Origin of the sequence: Streptomyces rectiviolaceus (genome assembly GCF_039533825.1) — a bacterium.
Lineage (GTDB): Bacteria > Actinomycetota > Actinomycetes > Streptomycetales > Streptomycetaceae > Streptomyces > Streptomyces rectiviolaceus.
On record NZ_BAAAUG010000069.1, the window covers coordinates 112,429 to 138,656 of the forward strand.

Sequence of the window (26,228 nt, forward strand, 5' to 3'; positions counted from 1 at the left end):
CACCCAGAAGCCTTCATGGCGACCGGCGATCCGATCAAGTACCTCCAGTTCGCTGCCGAGTTGGGCCGCGGGATCCGGGGCGGCACCTGGCCGCCCCGGCAGCAAACTGCCGACCGAGGTTGAAGCTGGACTCCGCTGTCAACGCCTGGGTGCCCCTGCGGCGGGCGAAGGTGCACGGCCCCCACGGCGAGGTGACCGGGCACCGCGTGATCCGCGACCACAAGGCCCTGCGACCGCTGCGGGCCATGCCCTCTGCCGTCACTCAGCGGCACCTTAGCTACGTCGGCACGGACTGCCTGGTCACCTTCGACGCGAACCTCTACTCGGCGCCGGCCCGCAGAGTCCGCCCGCGTCAGCTGGCGGACATCAGGGCCACGAAGCCCCAGATCACACTGCACTCCACCGCCCCCGACACCCGCGAGGCTCAACTCCGTGTCGCATGCGACTCCGCTCCGACCTCAGCACTGAGATTCCGACACGAAATCTGGGGTCCTACCCGAGGTGGGCTCGTCCAGCCCGGCTGATACGAGGTGGCTGCCTCTGGAGGGCCGAAGCCGCCAGCCAGCAGGAAAGCGTCCAAGTCACGGGCGACCATCAGCGACCACGTCGCCCGGGACCCCGCGCTGTCGGACAGCTGCCCGCCCTGGTCGACGCAGCCTTCGGCTCCGTGGCCCGGAACCGGGCCCACAGCGGCGAGGCTCCGGACCGGGAGGCGCGGGACAGAGCCGTCGGCTCTACGCCGGTTCACCAGCTGATTGCGGCCGCCACCGGCAGGTGGTCGCTGCCGGTGGCCGGCAGCACCCACGCGCTCGTCGGCTCCACGCCGCGGACCAGGATCTGGTCGATCCGCGCCACCGGGAACTTCGCCGGCCAGGTGAAGCCGAAGCCGTCCCCCGCCGCGTCCTGGACCGAGTGCAGCTGCGAGGTGATACCGGCGAACGCGCGGTCGTCCGTGGTGCCGTTCAGGTCGCCGAGCAGCACCACCCGCTCGTTCGACTCGGCGGCGAGAGCCTCGCCGAGCGCCTGGGCGTTTCTGTCCCGCGAGTCCGTCCAGAAGCCCGCCCTGGAATTTACCCGTACGGACCCCAGGTGAGCCACGTACACGGCTAGGGGCCCCTGGTCCGTGGCCACCGTGGTGCGCAGCGCCCGGTTGTCGGCCATCTTGCTCTCGACCGACTTGGTCTCCCCCAGCGGCCCGACGTCCTGCTTGATGTCGACCGGCTGGGTGTTGGACAGCGGCCGCTTGCTCCACAGCCCGACCGTGCCCTGCACCGTGTGGTGCGGGTACGCCTTCGCAAGCCCCTTCTCGTACGCGCCTCTGGCCTGCGGGGTCAGCTCCTCCAGTGCCAGCACGTCCGCACCGGAGGCGACCAGGTCGCGGGCGGCGCCGACCGGGTCGGAGTTTTCGGCGCTGACGTTGTGGCTGACCACGGTGAGGTCGCCGCCCGGGTGGGACTTGTCGCTGAGCAGCCCGCCGAAGAGATTCAGCCACACCACGACCGGCAGCAGCAGCGCGACCACCGCGGAGGCGGAGCGGCGCCACAGCGCCCCGGCCAGCAGCGCCGGGATGAGCAGGCCGAACCACGGCAGGAAGGTCTCCACCAGGCTGCCGAGGCCCCCGATCCCGTTCGGGATCTTCGCGTGCAGCAGCATGAGCAGGCCGAGCAGCAGCGCCAGCGCCGCGAGCACCAGGCCGCGCTTCCAGGGCCCCGGCCGGGAGCCGATGAGGATCGCCCGGCGGATGCGCGTGCGCCAGATACCGGAGCTGGTATCCCGGCGGTCGGTGTCCCGGCGGTCGGTGTCGCCCTGTCCGGTCTCCGCCGTGCCCACCTGTGCCGTGTCCATCTGAGTCGTCGTCTGTCCTCGCTCGCGGCCGGTCACTCGTGCATCCTCGGGTCCTGGGTGGGGTCGGCGTACATATGCGGGCAGCCGCCCTCGATCGCATTGGTGCGCAATTCGTAGTGCCAGGGTTCGTTCTTATAGATCTGGCACAGCCCGTACTCGGCACCGTGTTCGGACAACCACGCCGTCGCATCGGATTTCCCGATGTCGACCGCCTCCCCCGACACATGAGGAGACGTTTTCGCGGTGGCCACCCATCGGGCGGCCTCGGCTTCGGACCCGTACTCGGCGACCGCCTTGCGAAGAAGCTGATTCTGGTACTCCGGGGGACGCCAGCCGCTGTTGACGTAGAACTCGACTCCGTCGTCTAAGGCATCCGCTGCAGCCTGGCGGAGGCCCTTGAGCAGGCTCGGATCGAGCTTGGTCACAGCCGGAATCGCGTCATCGAAGACCGTCACGCCGTCGGGGACGGCACCGCCGGCCTCGCCGACAGCACCACCGTGCTCACTGCGCGGAGTATTCGAGGGTGATGGAGCTGAAGGAGGCGAGTTGATCGGAGACAACAAGGAGGCCGAGGAGGACGAGGAGGACGAGGAATTCGGCCGCTGGCAACCAAGAGTTGCGGTGATCACTCCTATGACGACCATCAGGCCGACGCCAAGAGGGCGGCGAACCCGGAGGGTCGATATTCGCGCTGATGGTGAGGTTCGAGTCATACCGCCAGTCAAGACAGCGGGGCGTTGCCAGCACGTATGCGGGTTTTGATATGTCGACGATATGCGCCGACTCGTAGCGTTAACGGCATGTGTGTATTGCTCGTCGAAGACGAACGCTGCGCAGACCGAGAGTGAGGTGCACCGCTGACTAAGGAACCCCGCGGGAGGGCACGTTGGAGGGATGAGCTCCCACCTGCGCAACGGTCCGCACGGCTATGGGATCGTCACGAAGACCCTCCACTGGATGGTCTTCATGGCCATGGCCGCGCAGTTCACCGTGGGATACCTGCTCGACGTGGACGACAGCGGCCACGGACGAGGCCGCGGGCGTGGGCGTGGACGTGGAGAGGGCTCGGGCCGAGGTCGAGGTCGTGGTGGGGGCGCGGAGGACGGGTATGAGCCTTTCGGCGATGACGCGCTGCTCACCCTGCACGTTGTGCTTGGCGCCACGGTGCTGCTGCTCGGTGTCGTCCGGCTCGCCTGGCGGCTGGCCACGCCGTTACCCCCGTGGGCGCCGACTCTCACTCATCGAGAGCGACGTCTCGCGCACGGCACCGAGACCGCCTTGTACGCGGCCATGTTCGCCGTCCCGGCCACGGGTGTCGCTCTGGTGCTGTCGGGTGACGATCTGCTCGTTGCCCATATCGCTGCGCAGATCCTCTTCTTCGCGGCTCTGGCGGTCCACGTCGGGTTGGTGCTCAAGCATCAACTGATCAACCGAGACCACCTGCTGCGCCGCATGACCTGATACCACTCGAGTGTTCAGCCACACCCGACGTCAGGCGCGCGGATGATCGAGTTGCCTACAGCTTCTCCGGGCGTCGGTTGCTCCGTCACTCGGCGGCGAGCTTCTTCCACTGGGCCCGCGCCACGTCGACAGGGAAGGGCATCGCCGTCGACAAAGTGTCCGCGGCGGGGCCTGGATACGTTCGGCTGAAGAAGCCGAGCGTGTGGCCGGAGCGCACGACAAGCACCCTGTGGGTGGGGACGTCATCGCCCGGCTTGCCGGTGAGCGTGAACCACGTGTATTCGTCGGCGAAATCGAGGCCTTCGGGGGCGTCCTCCTGCGGAGGAGACTGCACCGGGGTCTGTTCGCCGCGCACCGTGGAGGTGAAGCCGGAACGGCACGCCGTGCTGGCCAGGCCTAGGTCGTACAGGACCTTCTCCTCGCCCTCGCCCCCGCCCTTGTCCTCGCTCTTGTCCTTGCCCTTGCCCTTGTACGACGCCAACGTCACCGTCGTCTTGACGAGGTCACCCGCCGCGGACTTCACTCCCGGCGGGTTGCCCATCGCGGTGCGCTGCGCCGTGGACGCGGGGTCACCTACGTTCATGCCGAGCGCCACCCTGGCCTGCACCACGCACTCCGGCTGGCTCGCGCTCACCTCGGAGTCCTCGTACCGGTCGGCCGCCTCCCGGGCGCCCACCTGATGGTCCGGTACGTCGCTGCCGTCGACCGCGGCGGTCTCGATCTCCCCGGCAGTCAGCGTCCTGGCCGGAGCGGAGGGGCTTGGGTCCGGGTCTCCGCCGTCCGATTCGGTGCCGCTGCACGCCGCCAGTACGCTCAAGGCCGCGGCGACGACCGTGATCCGCGCCGGTCGGCGCAGTCGGCGCATGGCGCTCGTAGTCCTGCTCATGTGCTGTTCACTCCCCCGTAGTTCCTGCCTGCACGGCACGCTAGACGATCGGGGTGCGGTGACCGCGCGGCGGGTCGAGGAGCGGTACGCACAGAGCCTAGAAGCTTGTCGTTTGACCTCGCTCTGTTGGCCCAGGCTCTGGTGGGTGGCTCCCTGCGGTGGGATGGGGAGGTCATCTGCTCGGCTTGTGGGTTCGGCGTGGCTGTGTGCGATGACGTCCTGCCAGCTGACCTCCGGGACCAGATGCTCTCCGAGCATGGACCGGCGCCGAACTCGGCCTTGACCTGGCCGAGGCCAGGGCTGTGCTGGACCAGGTGCTGGCCGGTGAACGCTCGGGAACCCTCCCGGAGATGGAGTTCCTCGCCCACCAGCTGCGGGAGTCCGGAATCGCCGCGGCTGCCACTCGGCCATAGTCCCTCGCCTCGGGCCTGGCCTACATCCCATCATCGAGGGCGCCCTGATCGGCCTCCAGGTGGACCACCTGGATGGGAATCGCCGCGGCTGGTCAAGACACGGAAACGAGCTTCCGTGAGCTACACCGTCGGCCAGCGGATACGTACGAGACGAACCCCGCGTTCAGTCCTGCTTCACCGCGAGGAGCAGGATCAGCTGATCTCCCACTGCTGCTGCGGCAAGTTGGCAGCCAGATCGTCTCGGTGCGCAGCATGTACTCGGGGGCGGCTGGACCGGCGGGGACGTCTGAGGTGTCGAACCTGTCCCGTCTCTCCGACCGCCGGGAACGGGGATTGTGGTGGAGTGGGCGCCATGACCGACATCGAGATGATCACTGTGCCCGGCCAGCTGCGGGGGTTTCCCGGGGTGGCGTTCGGCGGATACGTAGCGGGGGTGCTCTCCGCGCGGTCGGCGGCCAAGACCGTACGGGTGGACTTCCGACGGCCGACCCCGGTGGAGGTACCGGTGGGGCTCACGGAGACCACCGACGGCGGGGCAGTGCTGACCGGTGCGGACGGGGTTCTCGCGGTGGCCACGCCCGACGAGCTCGATCTCGAGGTCCCCCAACCGCCCTCCTGGGACGAGGCGTCGGCGGCGGCCGATGCATACCGCGCGGCTCCGCCGGAGGGGACTGTGGACTGCTTCGGGTGTGGACTTGACCGCACGCCCGACACCGGGCTGCGCCAGCACTGCGGAGTCGTGCCGGGACGGGATCTGGTGGCCGCCGCGTGGTCGCCCGGGCCCGCGCTCGCCGACGCGGAGGGGAAGCTGCGGGCGGAGTTGGTCTGGGGGGCACTCGACTGCCCCGGGAACGCGGCGGGCCGGCTGCTGGGGAAGTTGCGGGAGGGGGCGGTGACGGCCTCGCTCGCGGCACGGCTGCTCAGGCCTGTGCCGGTCTCCTCACGGCTGGTGTCCTATGCGTGGGTCCGCTCGGAGGAAGGGCGGAAGCACCGGGTGGGTGTTGCCCTGGCCACGGCGGAGGGCGACCTTTGCGCGTTCGCCTCGGCGCTGTGGGTGGACCTTCGCTAACGCACCCAGAGTTGTTGGTTGGGGGCTCGCGAAAATGGCAGCTCAGCCGATACGGGGTCCGGGCGACTCGGCCGGACCCCGTACGTGGACAGCAGGGCCTCATGCCTAGTACTTGTTCGCTCGATCACGATCACGATCATGTGTCTGTCCGTTCGTTGTCTCGCTGCCTGGCATGGGGCGGGACGACCTGACGGATGCCGAGTGGGAACAGCTGTGACCTTCCTGCCGGTGAGTGTCGGCCGCCAAGTCGCCCTCGGGCCCGCTGACTTCACACCTGTAGGCACGCTCCCTGCAGGTGACGTATCGCCACCTCGTCGAACGCTCTGAGATCATGACGGGGTGACGGAGTCCTCCGTGGAACTACCGCCCGAGGTTCAGATCGTGCAGGTGTGCAGCCTCGGCACCGATCTGCTCGCCATCGTGGTGCGTTGCCTGGCGACGACACGGCTGGGCGCCCGGTTCCACTGCGTGAGCCCGCACGGCCGGACCGTCGAGCTGACCCTGACGGAGATTCGACGCTATCCCACGGTGACAGTCACCGAAGTGGACCCGCCCCACGCGGCAGATGACCGGTGGCTGTGCAGTGGGCCTGTTTGACCTTGACACGGTGGCAGGGCCTTCACTGCTTGCCAAGGAGGTGGTCTCGATGACGATCACAAGACAGGGCACGGATGCGATACGAGCGCTCCAGGGGTTGGAGGACGGGCGTTCGTCCGTGCGACTGCGGGCTGCTCTGGAGGTCGGCACGGCGCCTGACCCGCGCTTCGTCGACAAGCTCATCGAGCGATGCGCGATCGAGCCCGAGTTCTTCGTCCGCGACATGTTGACGTGGGCGCTCGCCCGCCACCCGGTGTCCATGACGCTTCCCGAGCTGGTCCGCGAAGTCCGCTCGGAGCGTGCGCAGGCACGGAGCCAGGCGCTGCACACGCTGTCCAAGATCGGGGACAGGCAGGCGTGGCCGGCCATCACACGGACGCTGTTGTCCGACGGCGACGACGAGGTGGCGCGGAGCGCCTGGCGGGCCGCGGTCGTGCTCGTGCCGGAAGGTGAGGAGTCCGCGTTGGCCTCGGTGTTGGCGACACAGCTCGGGCGCGGTGGGCGGGAGACGCAATTGAGTCTCAGCCGGGCATTGGTCGCGCTGGGCGAAGTGATCGGGCCGGCTCTGCGTCCTGCGACCACGGTTCCTGACCCCCGCGTACGTACGCATGCGCTCGCCACACAACGGCTGCTGCGCGACCCGGACGCCGGGTTCGAGTTCGCGATCGAGGAGGCCAAGCGCGTCGTGGCCCTCGGTGGCTCCGGCCAGGAGGGACAATAAGACGTGTTGATCGGTGAGGTTGCGCGACGGTCCGGGGTCAGTGCCCGCATGCTCCGGCATTACGAGTCGCTCGGTCTGGTGCGCCCTTCGGGCCGCACGGGCTCCGGATATCGGGAGTATTCCGGGGAGGACATCCGGCGGATCTTCCATATCGAGAGCCTGCGGTCGCTGGGTCTTTCGCTGCGTGAGATCGGGCGCGCGCTCGACGACCCCGGCTTCACGCTCTCGGCGCTCGTCGGCGACCTCATCCGTCAGACACGCGAACGCATCGCGGCGGAGACCGAACTGCTCACGCGGCTGCGCCGGATCGATGCCGTGGACCCCACCGGGTGGGAGGACGTCCTCCAGGTCGTCGCGCTCCTCCAGGCGCTCGGGTCGAAGAGCGCCGACGCGCGCCAGCGCGCGGCCCTTTCCTCGGTCGACGCGGTTCCGGTGCCGGTGGAGGCCCTGGTCGAGGCGGCGCTGAGCGAGACGGAGCCGAATGTGGCCGGAGCCCTTCGATGGGCGCTGGCGCGATCGGGCGACGGCGGCACGGCGCTGCTGGCTGAGGGCCTCGGCTCGCCCGTGGCCGCGGTGCGGGAACGTGCCGTCCAGTCCCTCGCCGAGATGCCCGGCGGTGAGGCTGCCGAGCATCTTCGGCACGCTCTCGCGAGCCCCGACATCGTGGTCCGCAGGTACGCGGCTCTGGCGCTCGGGGCACGTGGTGTGGCCGATGCGGTCCCGACGCTCATCGGCATGATCGTGGAGGGAAGGAACGACACCGATGCAGCCGATGCACTGAGCGTGCTGGCGAGCGACACCGGGACGGCGGATGAGATCGCGACCAGGGTCCTCGACCGACTCGCCCTCGACACTACTGAGGCACCTGCCCGCGGACGGCTGACCCAGGCACTGGCGGGCATCCCGGGAACGACGGCGTCACGTGCCCTCGTGGAACTGTCGGATGACGGGGACCGTGCCGTTGCGCTGACTGCGGCGTACCTTCTTCAGCTGCGCGACGCTCGGTGACGGTTCTCTCCTGGGATCCGCGCACGCGGCCCGCGGGGCACAGGGCGCAGGGGCACCCGACTCTTATCGCCGCCCCTCCCCCTTCCCCTCCCCGGATAGGGGCCAGCTGACCTCCTGACCCGGCTTCCACACCACCTAGGAGTTGTCTGTCCGGGCGGTCATGTGGCCGCCCCGTGTCTGGGGCGTTGTTGTGGTTATGGGGCGGGGCGGTCTGACAGAGGCCGAGTGGGAACGGTTGCGGCACGACCGATCTTTGGGCTTCCTCACCTCATGTCATGTGCGCCACTTACCCTTTGGGCTCAGCCATCTAGACACAATGGCCGCCGCGGACCCGACAAAGAAGGCCCCATACCGTGGACTTGGACGAGATGTTCGGCGAAGGCTGGTGCGTAACCCTCGCCCCCCACCCACTCACCGAAGCCCTCCACCTCATGGGCGTCGCCAACCCCGTCCCCTGCCCCGCGGGCCTGAACCAAGCCGCACACTTCCTCCAAGAGCACCAGGGCGAAGGCGCCTTCGTCCTCGGCCGCGAAATGCCCGGCGGCTGGACCCTCACCATCGAATTCGAAAGCTGGATCGGCTCCGATGACGATGTCCTGCGCACCCTCGCCGCCGACGGCCACACTGCCATCAGCGCCTACCGCGACCCCGACACGAAGACGGCCACCATCGCCCACGACGGCGCCATCCTCGGCCGCCTCGAACTGTCCGGCGGCTACTTCGACGGCCCCTCCGGCAGCGTAGACACCACCCACCCCGTCATCGGCTCCCTCACCGCGGCCGGCTTCGACGCCTCCGACGACTGTGAACCCACCGGCGAAGCCGACACCGAAGAACCCGAAGGCTGCCTCATCCTCGCCGTACGCGTCCTGACCGGCATCACCCTCACCGCAGCCGACTTCGAGGGCCCTTGGACCGGCGGCCTCTCCCCAATCGCCATCTAATTCGGCCCTCAACCCTCTTGGTCCTTGGGCCGCTGGAGCAGGAGCCTTCGGCTGAAGAGGTAGTCGATCAGGCCCTGGCCTATCGGCCAATCTCTTGGTGAGATCGGGACTCAACTCCGAAGCCAGATGGGCAGAGTTGCGGTTGGTGCGGTTGGTGTGGTGCCGAGGAACACGTAGCCGCGCTTGTCACAGCGAGTGGCCACGGCCCGGGACTGCTTCGCCTTTGCTGTATCCCTTGTCGGCCGCGATGCTGTCGGGCTTCGTGCGCGGTTCAGCCCGGACCGACCCGCGGAACCCAGATCTTCGCCAGCACCGTCTGGAACTGGGTGCAGCCTGCCCGCTGTCCCCCGGTGACGAGCACGGACAGTGCGCGGCAACGACCGTCCACGCTCAGGTGGAGTCTGCCGCTTCGGCCCCGCCCCGCCCCATGCCCACAACAACGCCCAGGCACGGGGCGGTCACATGATCGCCCGGACAGCTCCTAGCTGTGCTGACCGGGGACGTTGATCAATCGTGAGAACGGGGGCTGATTCGCCAGCGGTTCAGATGCACCGGGCAAGCTCTTCGTGCACCCAGCTCCGCAGCGTCGTCGGGGTCGTGGAGACGATCGAGCGCGGCTGCTCGGGGACGAAGCCGTCCCGCAGTCCCGTAGACATTCCGAGCACGGCAGTTGCCAGACCTGGTGACATGCCCGCCGCAAGGTACTGCTCGTACATCGCCTCGTCATTCACGGCTTCCACGGCTACCCGCCGGCCTAGTTCCGTGGTCAGGATGTGTCCGACCTGACTCCAAGTCAGGTCCTCAGGTCCGTGAACAGCCTGGATGCGCCGCCCCTGCCACGAGGGATTGAGCAACACCGTGGCGGCGACCTCGGCGATGTCGCGAGGGGCGACCCAACCCATGGAGGCATCCAGCGGCAAGACCGTCTGGATCGTGCCTGCCCGAAGAGCCTCGATCTGCAGGGTCAGGTTCGAAAAGAAGTAGCCGCACCGAAGATGAGCAACCTCGATGCCCAGCCGGTCCAGGGCCACCTCCGTCGCTGCCAGGCCGTCAATCTCTCCAGCACCGTGACGCTTCTCCGCGCCGACGCTGCTTTGAAAGACGACCCGGGTGATCTCGTTCCGCCTCACCGCCTCTACGACCGACTCGGTCGCGCGCGCATAGTCGGCCATCGGGTCCTCGGATGCCGAGGTCGGATCGACCCAGTAGATGGCATCGACGTTGCGTGTGGCGGCCACCACCTGCTCTTGGTCCCAGGAGTCGGCGGAAGCTACGTCCACGTGCTCGCGGAGCTCTTCGGAGAGTTGGTCGGGGCGGCGCATCAGTAGCAGGGGCCGGACACCTGCTCGTACCAAGGCCCGCGTCAGGTGGTGGCCGACGTTTCCGTTGGGTGTAGTCACTGCGATCCGCACGGTGCGGTCTCCTTCCCTCGGGGTCTGAACCCACGTTATGGACATCTGTGGCCTGATGCTCTCCGCATCAGCGATCATGGGCGACCTGGAGAAGCTCTGCGCGGGCCTCGGGGCCTTGCCCGCGTACCGCTCTCGGCTGGTTGGAGCAGAGCAGCGCGCAGGTTCCTGACCGACGGGTGAGGCTGGACGTCCCACTGCGCTGACGCTTCAGGAGTCCTACCGTGCCAGTTCCCAGATCCCCGCAGCTCCGCCTGCCCCTTGTCGCTCTGCTGGCCGCTGCCTGCATGGCCGGGCTGGTACATGCCCCGGCCCAGGCCGCGGATGCCCCCGCCGACGACGACCGCGCCCTGCGGCGGCAGTTGCAGGAACTGACCATCGCGCCCGGCGGACCGCCCGGAGCGATCGCCGTCCTCAAGCGCGGGTCCCGCACCGAGGTCTACCGGGCCGGTGTTGCCGAGACCGGCGCCGACCGCCCGATCGAGGTCACCGATCACATGCGCATCGCCAGTACGGCCAAGGCGTACAGCGGCGCGGTCGCCCTCCAGCTCGTCGACCGCGGGAAGCTGCGTCTGAACGACACCATCGGCAAGGTGCTTCCCCGGCTGCCGCGTGCATGGCATCGGGTTACGCTGCGGCAGCTCCTGAACCACACCAGCGGACTGCCGGACTTCAGCGCGAACCCGGAGTTCCTGGCCCTGGTGACCGAGAACCCGCGCCACCACTTCAACTCCCGCCGACTGCTGGACTTCGCGGCCGACGAGCCGTTGATGTTCCGTCCGGGGGCCCGGTACGCCTACTCCAACTCCGACAACATCGCCGTGGCACTGATGGCGGAGGCGGTGACAGACTGCCGCTACGAAGATCTGCTCGCCCAGCTCGTGTACCGCCCGTTGGATCTGCGCAGCACCAGCCTGCCGCAGGGCTACCGGATGCCCGAGCCGTACATGCACGGCTACGACGTCACGCCGCCGAACCCGCCCGAGGACGTCAGCGAGGTACTGAGTGCGTCGGGCGTGTGGGCATCGGGCGGGATCACCTCGACGCCGAAGGACATGACGGCCTTCATCCGCGGCTACGCGGGCGGAAAGCTGATCTCCGACCGGACCCGCCACCAGCAGCTGAACTGGGTAAAGGGCGCTTCCGAACCCGCGGGTCCCGGCAAGAACAAAGCCGGTCTGGCCATCTTCCGCTACACCACCCGCTGCGGCGTGGTGTACGGCCACACGGGCAACTTCCCCGGCTACACGCAGCTGATCGCAGCCACCCCGGACGGCAAGCGGTCGCTGACCGTCTCCCTCACCACGCAAGTCAACAAGACGAACAAGCCGGAACTGCTGGAGCGGCTGCGGACCGTGGAGGAGAACTTCGTCTGCGCGCTGTTGCGCAAGCACTAAGCAGGATGCGGGCGGAACTGCTGGGCCCGGCGGGCACAGAAGGCGGCAGGTACTGCCGCCCCGATGGGCGCTGGCCGTTCGACGCGCGGCCAGCTATGACGTGCGCTCCTCCTCCCCCCTCTCGGACCGCACCGCAACCTGCCCACCGAAAGCCCTGCGAACCGCACGCTTCGACCGGCGGCCCAGGCCCGCACGACTCCTGAGCCTGCATACGTTGGTTTCGGTCGACGCGGGCCGATCCGGTCTGCGGCTGGATGACGACCGGCCCCTTCGTTGGTCGGTCGAGTGGATTCTTCCTAACGGCGGCAGCTGTCCGACCCGCTGGGCCTGCGTCCTGCCCTGCTCACCTCGGCCCGGCAGGGACTGCCGCTCGGGCAGCTGGCCGCCTCGACGGCGTGTGAGCGCCGAAGATCTCGCACGGAAGACCGACGAAGCAAGTGACCTCGCGCAGCCGAACCCGATCGCCGGGACTGAGTTCTGAAGGCCGTGTTGAGTGGCGCAGTGGAGGGCATGAAATTTCGCCCAGTCGCAACCCCGGAAGTCATGAAATCCTTCAATTTGCAAATCCGCCTGAGGGCACACAATTGTTCAGTCCGCAAATTCGGCAGAGGGCATAAGGTCCGTTTAGCCGCAACAGTTTTGACGAGAAACTCTAAGCTTGACGGCGTCGTGGAGTTTGCTTATGGTCCAGTCGTTCAGGTTCCCGCCGATCGATATCTGAAGGTGTTTATGACCGCGCCTCCAACGTTGCCGAAGTTCAGGCAGCAGTTGATTCTCGCCGTTCTTATGTTGTGTTCGCTGCTGATTTGGCTGGACAATACCGTCCTGAGTACTACCCTGGAGACCCTTGCGGACCCGGTCCGTGGACTGGGGGCCAATCCCGGTCAGCTGCAATGGGCGACCGGTTCGTACACGCTGGCCTTCGCCACATTGATGTTCACCGCAGGTGCATTGGGCGATCGGTTCGGTCACCGGACTGTATTTTCCAGTGGGTTGGTGATCTTCGCCGGGTCCTCACTGTGGGCGGCGTACGCAAGCGGTGCGGGCCAGCTCATTGCAGCTCGAGCTGCGATGGGGGTGGGCAGCGCGCTGATCACGCCCGCCATGATGGCCATCCTTATGTGGACCTTTACTGGCCCCGCGCGGGCTGCCACGATCGGCATTTTCTCGACGTCGGCCGGTGTCGGAATGGCTGCCGGCCCGGTGCTTGCGGGGTTCCTGCTCGATCATTTCTGGTGGGGCTCGGTCTTTCTGATAAATGTCCCGGTCGCGGTATTGGCGTTGGTCGGGCTCGCCGTGCTGATTCCGAATTTCCGCAGCCCCACTCTGCGACCACTGGACCCCGCTGGAATGTTGTTGTCGATCAGTGGGCTCGTGGCGTTGGCCTACGGGCTGATCCGGGCGGGGCAGGTGGCGGCGTGGAGTCGCACCGACGTCTGGGCGCCGATCGTTGTCGGCCTGGCTCTGCTAGCCGTTTTCGTACTCGTCGAACTGCGCGCCAAGATGCCCAGCTTTGATCCGCGACTGTTCGCGCAACGCACATTCGGTGGCGGCAATGTGGCGCTCGGATTGCTGCTCTTCGGCGTGGCAGCCATCACCTTCTATAACGCTTTCTACCTGCAAGGCGCGCTCGGATTTTCTCCGATGAAGGCGGGTTTGGCCAATATCCCGACCGCACTCGGCGCGCTCGCGGGGGCGCCCCTCGCCTCGCGCCTGGTTCGCCGCCTGCCGCTACGCCTTGTCACCGTTCCGGCGCTAACCGTGGCCGCGCTGACCATGGGCGGGTACGCGTTCATCGGACTCCAGACTCCACTCGCCTGGATCGAGATCCTGTTGCTGGTCCAGGGTCTCTCGATCGGAATGGTGATCGGCCCCGTTACGGCCGCATTGATCAGCGACCTGCCGTTGGAACAGGCCGGTGCAGGATCGGCCGTCACCAACACCGTGCGACAAACCGGCAGCGTGATGGGAATCGCTGTAGGCGGCACGATCATGTCGACCATGTACCGACGTGCGATCGAACCTTCGCTGGACGGTGCACCCGGTCCGGTGCAGGATCAGGCCCGAGTTTCCGCCGAACAGGCCCGCCACGTCGCCACTGCTATCCACCGGCCCACTCTTGCTCAGGCTGCTGACAATGCGTTTGTCCACGCTATCCACGTCGGCGCGGGCTGGATCGCGGTCATCGCACTCCTCGGAGCGGCTGTGCTGCTGATTACCTTGCCTGCTGCCGGAAAGAAGAAGGGTCCGATACCGGAGCCGGACTACGAAGAGGCCCGCAGCTCCGTCTGAGAGCGTGATGGCAGAACCCAGGCTCAGGCTCGCCGCAGGGCAGCCGGAGCACCGGCGATCTCTGCCTGGTGCCGGTCCGCGAACTCCGTGAGGGTACGGGCGAACAGCTCGGGCAGGTCGGGCAGGTCGAAGGGCAGCGAATGCCCGCCGTCCAGCGCGAATTGGCGCGGATCGCGCCGCTGCCCGGGCACTGGTTCTCCGCTCAGGTCCAGGACGGATGAACCCATGTCTACGCGGCGCTACTGTCGCCGTCGTCCGGACCAGGAGCGTCCTGTCCCAGGCCCCGACGGATCGCGATCTCCACGGGTGAGTACGCGCCGTCGACCCGCTCCAGTTCGTACGGCGCGACCGGCAGCAGCGGCGGCTGGGCCATGAAGCGCGGCCGTACCCCATGGTGCGGTTGCGCCGCGTGCACCAGGAACGGATGACACAGGAAGACGTCGCCCGGGGAGCCGGTGGCGAGGGCGAGTGGGCGGTGGTCTGACGCCGCCACCAGATCGGGCGCAAGGGCAAGTCCGCTCGCCCCATCCTCCCCGTACTTCTCCAGCACCTTCGGCACATCGAGGTGTGAACCGACCCGGATCCGGGTCGGGGCGTCCTCCTCGCCGACCTCGCTGAACAGGAACAGCATCAGCAGCGCCCGGCCCCGGGTGCGCAGATTCGTGAAGTACCAGCTCTCGCCCTCCGGCAGATAGCTCCCCTCAATGTGCCAGCCCGCATCGTCCGGCTCCTCCTCGTGCGGGAAGCGCAGTGGGAAGGTCCCCAGCGAGTAGCGCGGCTCCCAACGTCCCGCGCCTACGAGCAGGTCGTACGCGCGCTGCAGGGACGGGGAGTTGGGTGCGGCGGCGAACGGCCCCTGCGCCATGCCGGCCACCCAGTGCACGGGCTGCGTCCACGTCGCTGGATCGTCCGGGTCGCAGCCCGTCTCCCGCCACAGCAGCCGCGCGCAGTCCGCGGCCACGCGCGGCGCGACGGCTCCCTCCAGCTTCACGAAGCCGTCGCGGAGGAATCGGGATATCAAGGTCGTGTCATCCATGTGCCCATCGTGCGGCGACACCGGTCCCGATAACCCGACATTTTCCGCACCGGCTTTGTCGGGTGTTCACCGGGCCTGTAGGAGCCGCCGCCGTCTCGCGACCGGTCTTGCCCTTCACGAGCGCGCACGGGCTCAACCCTCCAATACTCGGCGAGACCATCGCCGCCGCCACGAGCGGGCCCGGTTGAAGAGCTCGAACCCGTCCCGGTAGGCGCCGAATTCGCCCGCGATTCCGCCGATGCCGCCGACCACGATCTGGAGCGGCTGCGTGGGCAGTTGCTCGGCCAGGTGGTAGGCGTCCCAGCCGATAGCCGCTCCCATGTGGGAGAACAGGGACTTGTTGGCGCCGTTCGGCTGCCGGCGGCGATCGGTGTCGATCAGTACCAGGTCGGCCATGTCTTCCCGCGTGCCAGTGATCAGAGCGAAGCTGATGGCGGTGTACCAGCTCGAGGCGCGGGGCGAGGGCCGCATTGGTGTCCTCTTCGAGCCAGGCCGTGCTCTCCTCCGTGACCGTCCGAGGAGTTGGCGGCACTGGCCGGTCGAAGTGGACCGGCCCGGCGGCCAGTTGAGCCAATGCGTCGGGACGCCGGTTGCGGCGCCGTAGGACCTGCCAACCCGCGCGCCGGTAGGCGAGAGCGGCCAGAGCCAGTGGGAGGAGGGGTAGCAGGGTGTCAGGTCACGGGATATGCGGCCTGCCGGGATCCGGAGCTCCGGGACGGGTACGCACGGCACAACCGGCATAGCCGCCGCATGCGGCGCAGCCGAGCGACGTAATTCGGTTGCCCGGAGCACTTGGCGGCCGCGACACTGCGCCCATCATGACTAGTGCCCCCGGGGACATATCCGTCGCGCCAGGGGGCCTGTGGTCCCGTAACTTCTCGCTCTTCTTCGCCGCCCGTGGCATCGCCCGGCTCGGCGACACGATGGCCCCGGTGGCGCTGGCCGCCGGGCTGGTCCTGAGCGGATACGGGGCCGGGGTGGTGGGGGCCGTACTGGCCAGCATGACGGCATGCTTTGCCGGGTTCGTCATCTTCGGCGGGGTGATCGCCGACCGGGTGAACAACCGGGTGCTGATGATCGGGGCGGACCTTGTACGCGTCGTCGTGCAAGCCCTCATGGCCGGGCTCTTCTTCACCGGCCACATCGTCGTCTGGCAGATCTGTGTGCTGTCTGCCATCAACGGCATCTGCGCCGCCCTCTTCCAGCCCGGTCTGCCCACCCTCATCCCGCGGATCGCCGCGGACGTGCAGGGCGCGAACGGGGCCATCCGCACCATCGAGTCCCTGATGACCATGGCGGGCCCTGCGGTGGCCGGAGCGCTGGTGGGGCTCACCGAGCCGGGCGGGGTCTTCGTCGCGTACGCCATCACGTATCTGGCGAGTGCCATCTGTCTGGCGCTGCTGCGACTGCCGCCGACAGGCCGGTCCATGGTGGCGAAGGAGAGCTCCTTCCGCTCCGATCTGGTGCAGGGGTGGCAGGAGTTCCGGTCCCGTACCTGGCTCTGGGGCGTCATCGTGATCTGGATGGTCCTCATGATCTCGTCCTGGGGGCCGATGATCCCGCTGATCGCGACCGAGGTCGTCTCCGAGCACGGCCCCCGCACGCTCGGGCTTGTCAACTCGGCCATGGGCGCCGGTATGGCCGCCGGTGCGCTCATCGCCATGCGGGTTCGGCCCGTGCGACCTCTGCGGGCCGGTTCCGTCGCGCTGCTGCTGTACTGGATGCAGCCGGCGTCGGTGGCGCTCGAGCTGCCGGTGCCGCTGATCGCCGCGGGGCTCGCGGCCGCCGGTGCCGCCAACGCTTTCTGGGGCGTGATGTGGACGACCAGCATCCTGACCCAGGTGCCGACCGAGGTGCGGAGCCGGGTACATGCCTACGACGTGGCCGGATCGGTGGCGATGATGCCCGTGGGGCAGGCCCTCGCCGGTCCCGCGTCCGAGATCTTCGGGGTGCGCGAGGTGCTGGGGTTCAACGCGGTGATGGCGATGGGGGTGGCGGTAGCACTGCTGTCCGTGCCGGCGATCCGCAATCTGCGCAAGGCAGAGGTTCGAGGAACATCCGACGCCGCTCCGGCCGCAGTTGGGGAATCCGCCGGCAGAGAAACCTGACCAGACCACGGTGCTTCCGGCTGCACCGCCCCATTGTGGCGGCGGGCGCTGTCCGGGTGCGGGCGCGTAGGTGACGGTGGTGACGGTGGTGTCGGGACGATCGGCCGCGAGTTGACCGAGCGTGGCCTTCTCCGTGGTGTCGGCGGTCAGCTTCCGGCGGAGCTTGGTTGTCGTCCAGCCCGCCAGGTAGGTGCAGGGCGCGGGGAATGCGGTCCCTCTCAGCCGCGCTCTAGTACTCCGTACTCCAGCTGCAGGTCGTGATGGTCCGTGGGGCAGAGTAGGGGCATGTCTACGTACGAGACGATGTCGTTCCACCTTGAGACCGAGCGGCTGATACTGCGGCCCTGGGCCGATTCGGACGCCGCCGAGTTCAGCGCCCTCCTCTCCGAACGCGGCAACGGGACGCCCACGGTCGAGCACACCCGGACGTCCATCGCGGAGCTGCTCACCGCGACGGCGACAACGGGGTTCGCCCTGTTGCCCATCCAGCGCCGTGACGAAGGCGACTTCATCGGCTACTGCGGGCTGATCATCGGCCGCTCCACCGTGGAGGAGCCTGAAATCGCGTACGAGTTGTTCCAGCGCGCGCATGGGCATGGCTACGCCACCGAGGCCGCCGGTGCGGTGCTCGATGCCGCTGTAGCGACCGGGCGGAAACGGCTCTGGGCGACCGTCGCCTCGTGGAACACACCGTCGTTCCGTGTCCTTGAGAAGCTCGGGTTCGAGCGGGATCACGTCTCCACGGAAGACAACGGTGAAGTCGTATGGCTCACACGCTCATTGCCGTGATGCGGGGTCGCGCCTCTGGGGCTTCATGCTTCATGCTTCATGTTCACGTGACCGAGTGTGCGGTCGGCCCCTCACCATCGAATCCCTGGTCGTGGCGCCAGGTTTTGCCTGGCGTTCACGGCTAGCAGGTCGTCGCCGCGATGATGTAGTCGGTGACGTCGTTCGTGCTGGACCGTCGGTGGTAGGCGGCGCGTTGGCGGTCCGCTCCGGTTCCTTCGGTGCGTAGACGTCTCCAATGGCTACGCACAAGGGCGAGGTCGCCGTGCTGGTCCAGAGCCGGCGTGATGTGGTGCAACAGACGTTCGGCCAGCGTCTGCTGTGCCACGAGGCGCCCGGTGGACAGATCGATGCCCTTGCCGGACAAGCCGTCGCGTGCTGCTCGCCAGCAGGCGGCGCGCAGCAGTTCGGGTACCGGCCGGGGCGGCGGTTCACCTCCTGCGATGGCGGTGAGGGCGGTCGCGGTGAGAGCTCGGACGATGGCGGCGAGGAGGATGCTGTCGTTGGGGGTGAGGGCAGCGTCTGCGACGCGTACTTCCAAGGTCGGGAGGTGGTGGGAGGGTCGGATGTCCCAGTAGAGGCCGGCACGATCAATGAGTGCTTCAGTACGGATGAGGGTCTGAACGAGCTCGTCGAGGTGGGCGGGTGATTCAAGGTAGGGCGGCGGGCCGGCCACCGGCCATCGTCCCCAGCTGGTGGTGCGCCAGCTCGCGTATCCGGTGTCTTGGCCTCCCCAGAAGGGGGAGTTGGCGGTCAGTGCGGTCAGTACCGGGAGCCAGGACCGCAGATGATTGCTGACCTGGACGGCATCACGGGGGTCGGGCAGGCCGACGTGGATGTGGCAGGCGCATACGATCTGCTCATCGTCCAGAGCGCGGTAGTGGGCCACGCTTTGTGCGTAGCGGGGGCCTGGCGTGAACAAGACCGGGGCCGTGGGGGCCTGCACCGGGGTTCCGGTCGAGGCGATGCGCAGGCCCAGACGGTTGGCGCTGTCCGCGAGAGTTCTTCTCGCGGTGCGGATCTGTTCGCCTGCTTCTCCCAGGCAGGTGTGGGGCTCGGTGCGGAGTTCGACTTGGTAACGGGTCAGCTCGGTGCCGGTCCGGTCGCCGAGTTCGCCAAATACTTCTCGCACCAATTCCGGTCCCTGCGGGCTGAGTTCTCGCGTGACCGGGTCGATCAGAAGTAATTCCTCTTCGATTCCGACGGTGAGCGGAGCTGATGCGTTGCCCGAATGGAGGGTGAATTGCGGCGCCGGGGCATCTGTTGCTGCCCGCTCGCTGTGAGGTTGGCTGCTCATAGTGAGCATTTTCAGCGTTGCCGCTCCAGGGTGAGGACGGCTTTGGCGATGACGGTCATGCGGTTGGGGCTGATGCAGGATCTGCGGAAGATCTGCGGAAGATCTGCCAGGACTTGAGCCGTGCCAGACCGCGTTCGAAGGGTGCTCTGGCCTGGGCGAGTGTGCGGTTGACGGTGCGCTGGGCGGGGGTGAGTTCGCCGCCGGGTGGCCGTTTGAGGCCGGTAGTAGCCCGGGGGCCGGCGCCGGTGTAGGCGCGGGGAGCCCTGTCCGTTGCGTACCCCACCCTCACGCCAGCCCCGTCCCCCGATCGGTAACCGCTCCGAAGAGGCTCCGTCAACCGTTTGCTCAGACGGGAAGTTCGGCGATGCCGAGGGCGAAGTCCAAGTTCCCCACCCCGTGGTTGGCGAGGCCGACCGTGACCACACCCGCTCCTTCCAGCCAGTGCGCCATTTTCAGGCCGCCGACGTCCAGCGGGCGCATCCCGAGGCTCTTGATGAACGTTTCCACACGTGCCTTGGCCTGCGCATCATCGCCGGCGATGAAGACGTCGGGCCGACCCTTCTCCAGGACATGGCGGAAGACGGTGTTGAACGCCTTCACCACGCTGGCGCTTGCCGGGGCCGCCTTGGCGACTTCCTGCGCGATCGAGGTCTCCTCGCGGTGGGCCAGCCCGTCGAACGTGCTGTTGAAGGGATTGCTGATGTCGACGATGACCTTGCCCGCGAGAGCGTCTCCGTACTGGGTGATGACCGGTACGACGCCGTCGTGCAGCAGGGCCACGATGATGATGTCCCCGGCCGGGGCGGTGCCCCATTCTCCCGTCGTGGCGGCGCCGCCGAGAGTCTTGGCCAGGTCAGCGGCCTTGGACTGATCGCGGCCCATGATCTCGACGGTGTTGCCGCCGGCTATCGCCCGCGCGCCGATGGTGCGGGCCATGTTCCCGGTGCCGATGATGCTGATGCTGATGCTGCTCATGAGGTGTCCTGCCCTGGTTGTGGTTGCTCGGTTCAGATGGCGGTGGTGCCGCCGTCGGCGACGAGTTCCATGCCGTTGACGTAGCTGGAGTCGTCGGAGGCGAGGAAGAGGGCGGCGGTGGCGATTTCATCGGGGCGGCCCATCTGGCCGCGGGGGATGAGGGACTCGAACTGGCGCCTGGTGGCCTCGTCGAAGAGCTCTGCCTGCTTGGCGGTGGCGACCTGGCCGGGGGTCAGGACGTTGACGCGGATGCGGCGGTCCTTGAGCTCGTTGAGCCAGATTCGGGCCCATGCCTGCTGGACGGCCTTGCTGCCTGCGTAGACGCTCCAGCCGGGAAAGGCGCCGAGGGAGGCGTTGGAGCCCGTCATGAGGATGGAGCCGCCGTCGTTGAAGAGCGGCAGGGCCTTCTGGACGGTGAACAGGGTGCCGCGGGCGTTGAGCCCGAACCAGGTGTCGAACTGGGCCTCGGTGATCTCGCCGAGCGGAGCCGGCTCGCCCCCGCCGGCGCTGGCCCACAGCACGTCGAGGCTGCCCTTCTCTTGCTTGACGGTGCCGTACAGGCGGTCCAGGTCGTCCAGGTCGGCGGCGTCGCCCTGGACGCCGGTGACGTTGCGGCCGATCTGCTTCACGGCCTCGTCCAGGGCGTCTTGGCGGCGGCCGGTGATGAAGACGTGCGCTCCCTCGTCGACGAACAGCTTCGCGCCGGCCAGCGCCATGCCGGTGGTGCCGCCGGCGATGACCGCGACCTTGCCGTCGAGCTTTCCCATGGTCATTCCCTTGGGTCGGTGGTGCCGTGTGTGCATGGGCCGACGGCATTACGTACACCGCCTTGTGTGCTTAACGTAGGGGGCGGGTGGCCGGAGCGCAACTATGTACACCGGTCGTTACCTAGCTCCGGTACGATGGACCCATGACGGAGTTGGAGAAGGGGCCCACGGGCCGCCGCCGCGGCCGGGGCGCCCGCGAGCGCATCCTCAGTGCGGGCCAGCAGTTGTTCCGCGAGCAGGGCATCAACCGCACCGGGATGGACCAGCTCTGCGCGGCGGCCCAGGTGTCCAAGCGCACGGCCTACCAGCACTTCACCGGCAAGGACGAACTCGTCGCCGAGTACCTGCGCCGGTTCGACCCCTCCGTGCTGTCCGGCGTGTTCGACCGCACCGACCTCACGCCCCGCGAACGGCTCCTCGCCGCCTTCGACATCCCCTCCGCCACCCCGCTGTGCCCCTACATCGCCGCCGCCGTCGAACTCCACGACCCCCAGCACCCCGCGTCCCAATACGCGCGCGACTACAAGAAAGCCGTCGCCGCGCGACTCGCCGACACCGCCCGCGAAGCCGGCGCCGCCGACCCTGAACAGCTCGGCGAGCAGCTCGCGCTGCTCATCGACGGCGCCGCGGCCCGCACCCGGGTCCTCGACGCCGACGCCTTCCCCACCGCCGCCGCCATCGCCGCCGTCCTCATCGACAACGCCATCCCCGCCGCAGCCGGCGATGACCACTGAGGGCCGCAGCAGAAGCCGCCAGGGAGACCGGCGCCCCAAAACAGTCAGCCCTTCGTGGAGGCAGCTTCGCGACGGCCTCAGCAGCGGCCCGGCTGACATCGAGCACGCTTGGGTGGGTGATACTTCGCATGTCCCCAGACCTGTTCCGGCCAGGGGCTTCACGCGTATCTGATGTTGGGTCAAGCCTGTCCCCAGTCGCAAAGATCTCGGATCTTCCGGACGGGCGGCATACTCTGAGCGCCGTCCGCACTACCTGGGAGAGTCATGACAAGTAGGTTCACCGAGTTGACCGTTGACTGCCATGATGGGGAGCGGCTCGCGGACTTCTGGTGCGCGGTCCTGGACTTCAAGGTGATCGACCGGAGCGAGGGCAAGGTCGAGATCGGCTCCTGGGTGCCGACCATCGAGGAAGTTCGGGCACGCCAGATGCCGCCCACCGTGCAGTTCATACAGGTGCCCGAGGGCAAGACCGTCAAGAACCGGCTTCACCTCGACGTCAGCCCGATCGACGGCAGCACCGAGGACGAGGTGACCAGATTGCTCGGCCTCGGCGCCACCACGACGGATGTGGGCCAGGGCTCCGACCGAAACTGGGTGGTCATGGCCGACCCCGAGGGCAACGAATTCTGCGTTCTACGCACTCTGGCACCCCAGAACTAGCCCGCGGGCGGGTACGCACCCGCAGCCGCACCCGGTCCCACGTCGTGCGCGCGGAGGCGGGGGCGGAGGCGTCCGTCGCGCCGCTCCGCGTACGGCGCGTCGGGTTCAGTCGGTGATGTACCAATCGTTCTTGAGGTACTCCAGGGTGTAGCTGCCGAGGTCGTTCTCGGAGAAGGTGGCGGAGGGCCTGACCGCTTCGACCGGCATCTCGATCTTGTCGGGCGTACGCACGGCGATGCGCTGTGGGTCGACCGTCGCGGTCTTCAAGGCCTTCTTCTGCGCGGGCGAGATCATCTGGAACACGGCGGCGTACGTCGACGTGCACGGGCCGAGCCCCTGGTCCTGCGCCTTCTTCGCCGCGGGCCTGGCCACTTCGCAGACCGTGTCGATGTCCTCATTGCCCAGGGCGTGGAGGTACTGCTCGTACCGCTGGATCGCGCCCTCCTTCGTCCTGGGCGCGGGCTGATCGCCGGCCGGCTCGGCCGACGGCGACTCGGTCCCGGCGGCAGCGGACGGCGTGGCCGACGGCTCTTTGGCCCCCGTGGACGCGGACGACCGCGAAGGCTTCGCGTCCGTGTCCTCCTTCGCTCCGTCCGCACCGCAGGCGCACGCCACCAGCACCACACAGGCCGATACCGCCACGCTGACCATCGTCCGCGCTCTCATTCGATCCCCTCACCACAAGCCGACAACACGTCAAGAGGTCACGCTGGATCCGCGGGAACGGTTCCCGAGTCCCTCCAGACGGACGCCGACCCGTTCACGGCGGGGCCCCGACTCCGCGTGTGCCGCTGGCGGAACTCGGTTCGGCAGGCTCGATGAGCTGTGTTGTTTCGGGCAGGGCCGAAAGGTGTGGCGCCCCTCGCGGCGGGCGGGTGAGGCTCTGGTGGACCTGTTCGCGATTCGATGGGGGAAGCATGGCGATCAAGAAGACGGTGGCGCGCACTGCCGCGGTGGCGCTCCTGGCTACGGGCGGCCTCGTCGTCGGCACGAGCGCCGCAATGGCAGGGGACGGCCACGGGTCGCCCGGGGGTGGCCTGGCTCCGATGAGCGAGCACGACTGGACCGTGGCGCCGATGAGTGACGACTACGGCCAGGGCCTCGCCAGCCCGGCAACCGCGCACTACCAGGGCAAGGCCCCGTGGAATGCCCTGGATTGGGATGGCGACGACAAGCTGGCTCCCATGGACGAAAACGGGGGCTCGCCCGGCGGCGCGGGCGTAGCGCCTGCCGAGCACGACTGGGGCATTGCGCCGATGGAACAGGGCAACGGTTCACCTGGCGGCGCGGTGGGGGCCTCCAGCGGGGGTGAAGGCATCGGCCTCGCCTCATCGCCGGTCAACGGCGGTTCCCCCGGCGGCTCGGGCCTCGCTCCCATGTACGACGACAACGGTGACGGCGTATACGACCACTCCGTACCCGCCACGGACGAAGACGGCGACGGGGTCCTGGACTAGAAGATGCCCTACCATCCGCGCGGCAGCACCCTGGATCTATGAGTGCGCCGTAGTCGTCGACTTCCAGCGCCGTGCCGGTCTGCCGGACGCTGAGGGGCTGCTCGATGATCCGTCGTGGGTGAGGTGTGAAGTGGGCGGGCGGCGTGCGCATCACTACGAAGCGGCGTAGCCAGGCCGCCCGCCGGGCCTCGACGATGCCTCCGGTTCGTCCATGTACGTACTCCACCTGGGGTGTTGACCGGCGCACCAAATAGGCGTGCCGTATCCGGTGCGATGGGGTTCCGAACGGAGCTGGATGCGTCACGAAGGAGAATCTCGTGTTGCATCGCAACTGCCCTCACGGTGGCTGCCGTTGCCGGGTCCCTGGCTGCTGGCCCTGCGGTCTGCGACAGACAGCGGTTACAAGACCGGCGCCTCGTACCACTGGCTTGGAAGTGACCAGGATTCACAGGCCCGACGGTAGTAGCTCACGCGGCAGCCCGCGGCCGGTGTTGGTTGGTACGCCGGGTGGGCGGGCTACTCGTCGTGCTCGACACCGGACACGTGGGCTGACACAACGCGTCCGTCCGCCTTGTCCCCCGTGGCGGACGGCTCGCGTTTAGGTGTTCAGAGATCAGACTCGGCGGCGGCGACGTAAGCGTCCTCGGCCGCTAGACGACACCGGCCAGGGGCCGGCGACGGGATTCGAACCCGCGTTGCTCTCTTGAGAGGAGAAGTAGCCGCAGCCTGCGCACCTGAACAGTCATCAGCGTAGTCATCAGCCCTCTGGCAAGCACCTGAATTACGCCGGGGTGACGAGTCCGCCCTCCACGCCGCCAGAAGTCTGGTCACCCGCCGCAACAACGCCGTCGCCGTGGTGGTCAACGAACCGCGCGTCTCCAACTTCATGGGCGGCGGTCACGTCGACGGCGCCCTGCTGTTCTCACTGCGCGACGACGATCCGTTGCCGGGCCTCGTTGAACAGATGGGGCTGCCCGCTGTCTGCGATCGACCGGCTCCACGGCTACCGCGACCGGCGCTGACGCCATGGCGCTGCTCCTCGACCAAGTGCCGGATCTGGACGCGGTGTTCGTCGCCTCGGACGTGATGGCTTCCGGTGCCCTGCGGATCCTGCGGGAGCGGGGGCGCACCGTACCAGGGGACGTCGGTGCCCTCAGCACCCGGTCAAGTCGTGACAGTCGACCACTCCGACGCGCGCTGCCGCCGACGAGTACGCGCGACATCGATGAGGACTCCTGCGCTGCGTGTGACCCGTCTGAGCCGGGGCACTCGTGTTTACCCATACTTCAGATCAGCAGGTGCGTGGATGCCGGCAGCGGTCGGCCCCACCATCCGCACATCCCGGGAGTGCGTGATCGTCGATGTCCCAGCCTGCCCCTCACATCCAGATGCACCCTCATCGGAGCAGCACCCTTCACCACCGAGCCCATCTGATGCGCAACGGCAAACCTGCTGCACCGCTCGCCCTGGAACTGCGTTACACCTCGCTGGACCCCTTCGCCGTTCGCATCACCTTGCAGGCAGCGGGGGCGTCGGTCTGCTGGTCCCTTGCGCGGGAGACTCTTCTGCAGGGGGTGCGCCGTCATGAAGGGGTAGGTGACGTGGCGGCGTGGCCGGTCCGCCACCGCGAATTCGTGCTGTTGCGCATCCGGCTCGGTCCGCCCCACTGCTGCGCCGTGGTGCAAGCGGACCGCGACCTGGTCGCCACCTGGCTGAACATCACCACGATCCTCGTCCCACCCGGCACCGAGTCCACGCACATGGACTGGGACAGCTTCCTCGACTCTGTGCTGAATGATTGCTGAAGCGGCGATCGAGACTCACGCGTCGAATCACAGCACAGCTTCCAGGATGCGAGGCCCTTCTCCCCCTCCGCTGCCGTGGCCCCACCGGGACTCGGGGTGTGTTGCGACAGCAGCACTGGGGCTGCGGCACGGGCGCCCCGCCATCCCAGGCGGAGCCCGTGCCGCAGCCCCAGCTCCCTTGGCCGCTCGGCCCAGAGCCGGGTATCCGGCATGGACACTTCCAAACAGCGGCACATCGGCGTCTTCAGCCGGGACGATCGATCCGGGCGGTCAATCGTTCAAGCGGGCCCGCAGAAGACGCTTGCCCAGCTCGGCACCTTTGCGGCTGTCCGCTTGGGCCTTACGGAAGAGGTCGACCAGTTCGGTGTCCTTTTCGCGCTCCGCGTCCTGGATGTAGGTCTCCAGGCGAAGCGCATTGCTCAGGCACGATTCGACGTACCAGATGAGGTTGTAGTCCTTGTCTCGCGTACCTGTGGTGCTTCCGGTTTCGGCGCTGCTGGCCATGGCGAGTGCCCTCCGTATCGTCGGTGAACATTCCGGGGCGAGCAGGGGACGGATCGC

26 protein-coding genes and 2 pseudogenes are annotated in these 26,228 nt (G+C 67.9%); 15 read left to right on the forward strand and 13 right to left on the reverse strand.

The window, feature by feature from the left end; translation table 11 throughout:
- Nucleotides 1–744: 744 nt before the first annotated feature.
- Together ABD378_RS20105 and ABD378_RS44195 are read right to left on the reverse strand one after the other, a co-directional pair.
- Nucleotides 745–1,845 carry an endonuclease/exonuclease/phosphatase family protein gene (locus tag ABD378_RS20105; protein ID WP_344522305.1) on the reverse strand — a complete coding sequence of 367 codons (1,101 nt, stop codon included), beginning with the start codon at nucleotides 1,843–1,845 and terminating at the stop codon, nucleotides 745–747.
- A 32-nt stretch (nucleotides 1,846–1,877) separates the two neighbouring features.
- Complete coding sequence (locus tag ABD378_RS44195) at nucleotides 1,878–2,300, reverse strand: M15 family metallopeptidase (RefSeq protein ID WP_386546422.1); 423 nt, start codon at nucleotides 2,298–2,300, stop codon at nucleotides 1,878–1,880.
- Nucleotides 2,301–2,739: 439 nt separating this feature from the next.
- Between ABD378_RS44195 and ABD378_RS20115 the strand changes: the two genes are divergently transcribed.
- The gene (locus ABD378_RS20115; protein ID WP_344522307.1) at nucleotides 2,740–3,306 is read left to right on the forward strand and encodes a cytochrome b; all 567 of its coding nucleotides are present in this window, start codon (nucleotides 2,740–2,742) and stop codon (nucleotides 3,304–3,306) included.
- Nucleotides 3,307–3,391: 85 nt separating this feature from the next.
- On the opposite strand, the gene ABD378_RS20120 is transcribed toward ABD378_RS20115, so the two are convergent.
- Nucleotides 3,392–4,192: a hypothetical protein gene (locus ABD378_RS20120; RefSeq protein ID WP_344522308.1), complete on the reverse strand. Its 801-nt coding sequence runs from the start codon at nucleotides 4,190–4,192 to the stop codon at nucleotides 3,392–3,394.
- A 765-nt stretch (nucleotides 4,193–4,957) separates the two neighbouring features.
- Between ABD378_RS20120 and ABD378_RS20125 the strand changes: the two genes are divergently transcribed.
- The 5 genes from ABD378_RS20125 to ABD378_RS20145 all read left to right on the forward strand — a co-directional run bounded on the left by ABD378_RS20125 (nucleotide 4,958) and on the right by ABD378_RS20145 (nucleotide 8,944).
- Nucleotides 4,958–5,674: a hypothetical protein gene (locus ABD378_RS20125; protein ID WP_344522309.1), complete on the forward strand. Its 717-nt coding sequence runs from the start codon at nucleotides 4,958–4,960 to the stop codon at nucleotides 5,672–5,674.
- Nucleotides 5,675–6,013: 339 nt separating this feature from the next.
- Nucleotides 6,014–6,271, forward strand: coding sequence for a hypothetical protein (locus ABD378_RS20130; protein ID WP_344522310.1), 258 nt, complete (start codon nucleotides 6,014–6,016; stop codon nucleotides 6,269–6,271).
- Between the two features lie 49 nt (nucleotides 6,272–6,320).
- Nucleotides 6,321–6,992 carry a HEAT repeat domain-containing protein gene (locus ABD378_RS20135; protein WP_344522311.1) on the forward strand — a complete coding sequence of 224 codons (672 nt, stop codon included), beginning with the start codon at nucleotides 6,321–6,323 and terminating at the stop codon, nucleotides 6,990–6,992.
- A gap of 3 nt (nucleotides 6,993–6,995) precedes the next feature.
- Entirely contained in the window at nucleotides 6,996–8,000 is a 1,005-nt protein-coding gene (locus ABD378_RS20140; RefSeq protein ID WP_344522312.1) for a MerR family transcriptional regulator, read from the forward strand.
- 353 nt (nucleotides 8,001–8,353) lie between these two features.
- Complete coding sequence (locus ABD378_RS20145; protein WP_344522313.1) at nucleotides 8,354–8,944, forward strand: DUF6461 domain-containing protein; 591 nt, start codon at nucleotides 8,354–8,356, stop codon at nucleotides 8,942–8,944.
- A 542-nt stretch (nucleotides 8,945–9,486) separates the two neighbouring features.
- Here ABD378_RS20145 and ABD378_RS20150 read toward each other — a convergent pair.
- Nucleotides 9,487–10,356: an NAD(P)H-binding protein gene (locus ABD378_RS20150; RefSeq protein WP_344522314.1), complete on the reverse strand. Its 870-nt coding sequence runs from the start codon at nucleotides 10,354–10,356 to the stop codon at nucleotides 9,487–9,489.
- A 221-nt stretch (nucleotides 10,357–10,577) separates the two neighbouring features.
- Between ABD378_RS20150 and ABD378_RS20155 the strand changes: the two genes are divergently transcribed.
- Nucleotides 10,578–11,750 carry a serine hydrolase domain-containing protein gene (locus ABD378_RS20155; protein ID WP_344522315.1) on the forward strand — a complete coding sequence of 391 codons (1,173 nt, stop codon included), beginning with the start codon at nucleotides 10,578–10,580 and terminating at the stop codon, nucleotides 11,748–11,750.
- 543 nt (nucleotides 11,751–12,293) lie between these two features.
- The gene (locus tag ABD378_RS20160; protein ID WP_344522316.1) at nucleotides 12,294–14,042 is read left to right on the forward strand and encodes an MFS transporter; all 1,749 of its coding nucleotides are present in this window, start codon (nucleotides 12,294–12,296) and stop codon (nucleotides 14,040–14,042) included.
- Between the two features lie 23 nt (nucleotides 14,043–14,065).
- Here the strand turns inward: ABD378_RS20160 and ABD378_RS20165 are convergent, their stop codons facing one another.
- The 3 genes from ABD378_RS20165 to ABD378_RS20175 form a co-directional block, all read right to left on the reverse strand.
- Nucleotides 14,066–14,269 carry a hypothetical protein gene (locus ABD378_RS20165; protein ID WP_344522317.1) on the reverse strand — a complete coding sequence of 68 codons (204 nt, stop codon included), beginning with the start codon at nucleotides 14,267–14,269 and terminating at the stop codon, nucleotides 14,066–14,068.
- Between the two features lie 2 nt (nucleotides 14,270–14,271).
- Nucleotides 14,272–15,078 carry a phytanoyl-CoA dioxygenase family protein gene (locus ABD378_RS20170; RefSeq protein ID WP_344522318.1) on the reverse strand — a complete coding sequence of 269 codons (807 nt, stop codon included), beginning with the start codon at nucleotides 15,076–15,078 and terminating at the stop codon, nucleotides 14,272–14,274.
- A gap of 132 nt (nucleotides 15,079–15,210) precedes the next feature.
- Entirely contained in the window at nucleotides 15,211–15,474 is a 264-nt protein-coding gene (locus ABD378_RS20175) for a hypothetical protein (RefSeq protein WP_344522319.1), read from the reverse strand.
- Nucleotides 15,475–15,896: 422 nt separating this feature from the next.
- On the opposite strand from ABD378_RS20175, the gene ABD378_RS20180 reads away from it, so the two are divergent.
- Together ABD378_RS20180 and ABD378_RS20185 are read left to right on the forward strand one after the other, a co-directional pair.
- Nucleotides 15,897–17,186, forward strand: a complete 1,290-nt coding sequence (locus tag ABD378_RS20180) for an MFS transporter (RefSeq protein ID WP_344522320.1) — start codon at nucleotides 15,897–15,899, stop codon at nucleotides 17,184–17,186.
- Between the two features lie 285 nt (nucleotides 17,187–17,471).
- Nucleotides 17,472–17,975, forward strand: coding sequence for a GNAT family N-acetyltransferase (locus tag ABD378_RS20185; RefSeq protein WP_344522321.1), 504 nt, complete (start codon nucleotides 17,472–17,474; stop codon nucleotides 17,973–17,975).
- A gap of 121 nt (nucleotides 17,976–18,096) precedes the next feature.
- Here the strand turns inward: ABD378_RS20185 and ABD378_RS20190 are convergent, their stop codons facing one another.
- The 4 genes and pseudogenes from ABD378_RS20190 to ABD378_RS20205 form a co-directional block, all read right to left on the reverse strand.
- The gene (locus ABD378_RS20190) at nucleotides 18,097–19,269 is read right to left on the reverse strand and encodes a carboxylate-amine ligase (RefSeq protein WP_344522322.1); all 1,173 of its coding nucleotides are present in this window, start codon (nucleotides 19,267–19,269) and stop codon (nucleotides 18,097–18,099) included.
- A gap of 11 nt (nucleotides 19,270–19,280) precedes the next feature.
- Nucleotides 19,281–19,531 (reverse strand): annotated as a pseudogene (locus ABD378_RS20195) (transposase family protein); the annotation flags it as partial.
- 83 nt (nucleotides 19,532–19,614) lie between these two features.
- Nucleotides 19,615–20,244 carry an NADPH-dependent F420 reductase gene (locus ABD378_RS20200; RefSeq protein ID WP_344522323.1) on the reverse strand — a complete coding sequence of 210 codons (630 nt, stop codon included), beginning with the start codon at nucleotides 20,242–20,244 and terminating at the stop codon, nucleotides 19,615–19,617.
- 32 nt (nucleotides 20,245–20,276) lie between these two features.
- The gene (locus tag ABD378_RS20205; protein ID WP_344522324.1) at nucleotides 20,277–21,011 is read right to left on the reverse strand and encodes an SDR family NAD(P)-dependent oxidoreductase; all 735 of its coding nucleotides are present in this window, start codon (nucleotides 21,009–21,011) and stop codon (nucleotides 20,277–20,279) included.
- A gap of 143 nt (nucleotides 21,012–21,154) precedes the next feature.
- On the opposite strand from ABD378_RS20205, the gene ABD378_RS20210 reads away from it, so the two are divergent.
- Nucleotides 21,155–21,745 carry a TetR/AcrR family transcriptional regulator gene (locus tag ABD378_RS20210; protein ID WP_344522325.1) on the forward strand — a complete coding sequence of 197 codons (591 nt, stop codon included), beginning with the start codon at nucleotides 21,155–21,157 and terminating at the stop codon, nucleotides 21,743–21,745.
- A 264-nt stretch (nucleotides 21,746–22,009) separates the two neighbouring features.
- Nucleotides 22,010–22,405 (forward strand): VOC family protein, encoded by a 396-nt coding sequence (locus tag ABD378_RS20215; protein WP_344522326.1) that lies wholly within the window; start codon nucleotides 22,010–22,012, stop codon nucleotides 22,403–22,405.
- Between the two features lie 105 nt (nucleotides 22,406–22,510).
- Here ABD378_RS20215 and ABD378_RS20220 read toward each other — a convergent pair whose 3' ends face one another.
- Nucleotides 22,511–23,071 (reverse strand): hypothetical protein, encoded by a 561-nt coding sequence (locus tag ABD378_RS20220; protein WP_344522327.1) that lies wholly within the window; start codon nucleotides 23,069–23,071, stop codon nucleotides 22,511–22,513.
- A 251-nt stretch (nucleotides 23,072–23,322) separates the two neighbouring features.
- Here ABD378_RS20220 and ABD378_RS20225 point away from each other — a divergent pair, with 251 nt between their 5' ends.
- The 3 genes and pseudogenes from ABD378_RS20225 (at nucleotide 23,323) to ABD378_RS20235 (ending at nucleotide 25,667) form a co-directional block, all read left to right on the forward strand.
- Entirely contained in the window at nucleotides 23,323–23,862 is a 540-nt protein-coding gene (locus tag ABD378_RS20225) for a hypothetical protein (protein WP_344522328.1), read from the forward strand.
- A gap of 811 nt (nucleotides 23,863–24,673) precedes the next feature.
- Nucleotides 24,674–25,296 (forward strand): annotated as a pseudogene (locus ABD378_RS20230) (substrate-binding domain-containing protein); the annotation flags it as partial.
- Nucleotides 25,296–25,667, forward strand: a complete 372-nt coding sequence (locus ABD378_RS20235; RefSeq protein ID WP_344522329.1) for an SsgA family sporulation/cell division regulator — start codon at nucleotides 25,296–25,298, stop codon at nucleotides 25,665–25,667. The pseudogene ABD378_RS20230 and the gene ABD378_RS20235, both read left to right, overlap by 1 nt.
- Nucleotides 25,668–25,937: 270 nt before the next feature.
- Here the strand turns inward: ABD378_RS20235 and ABD378_RS20240 are convergent, their stop codons facing one another.
- A complete protein-coding gene (locus ABD378_RS20240) occupies nucleotides 25,938–26,171 on the reverse strand; it encodes a hypothetical protein (protein ID WP_344522330.1) in 234 nt (77 codons plus the stop codon).
- Between the last annotated feature and the right edge of the window lie 57 nt (nucleotides 26,172–26,228).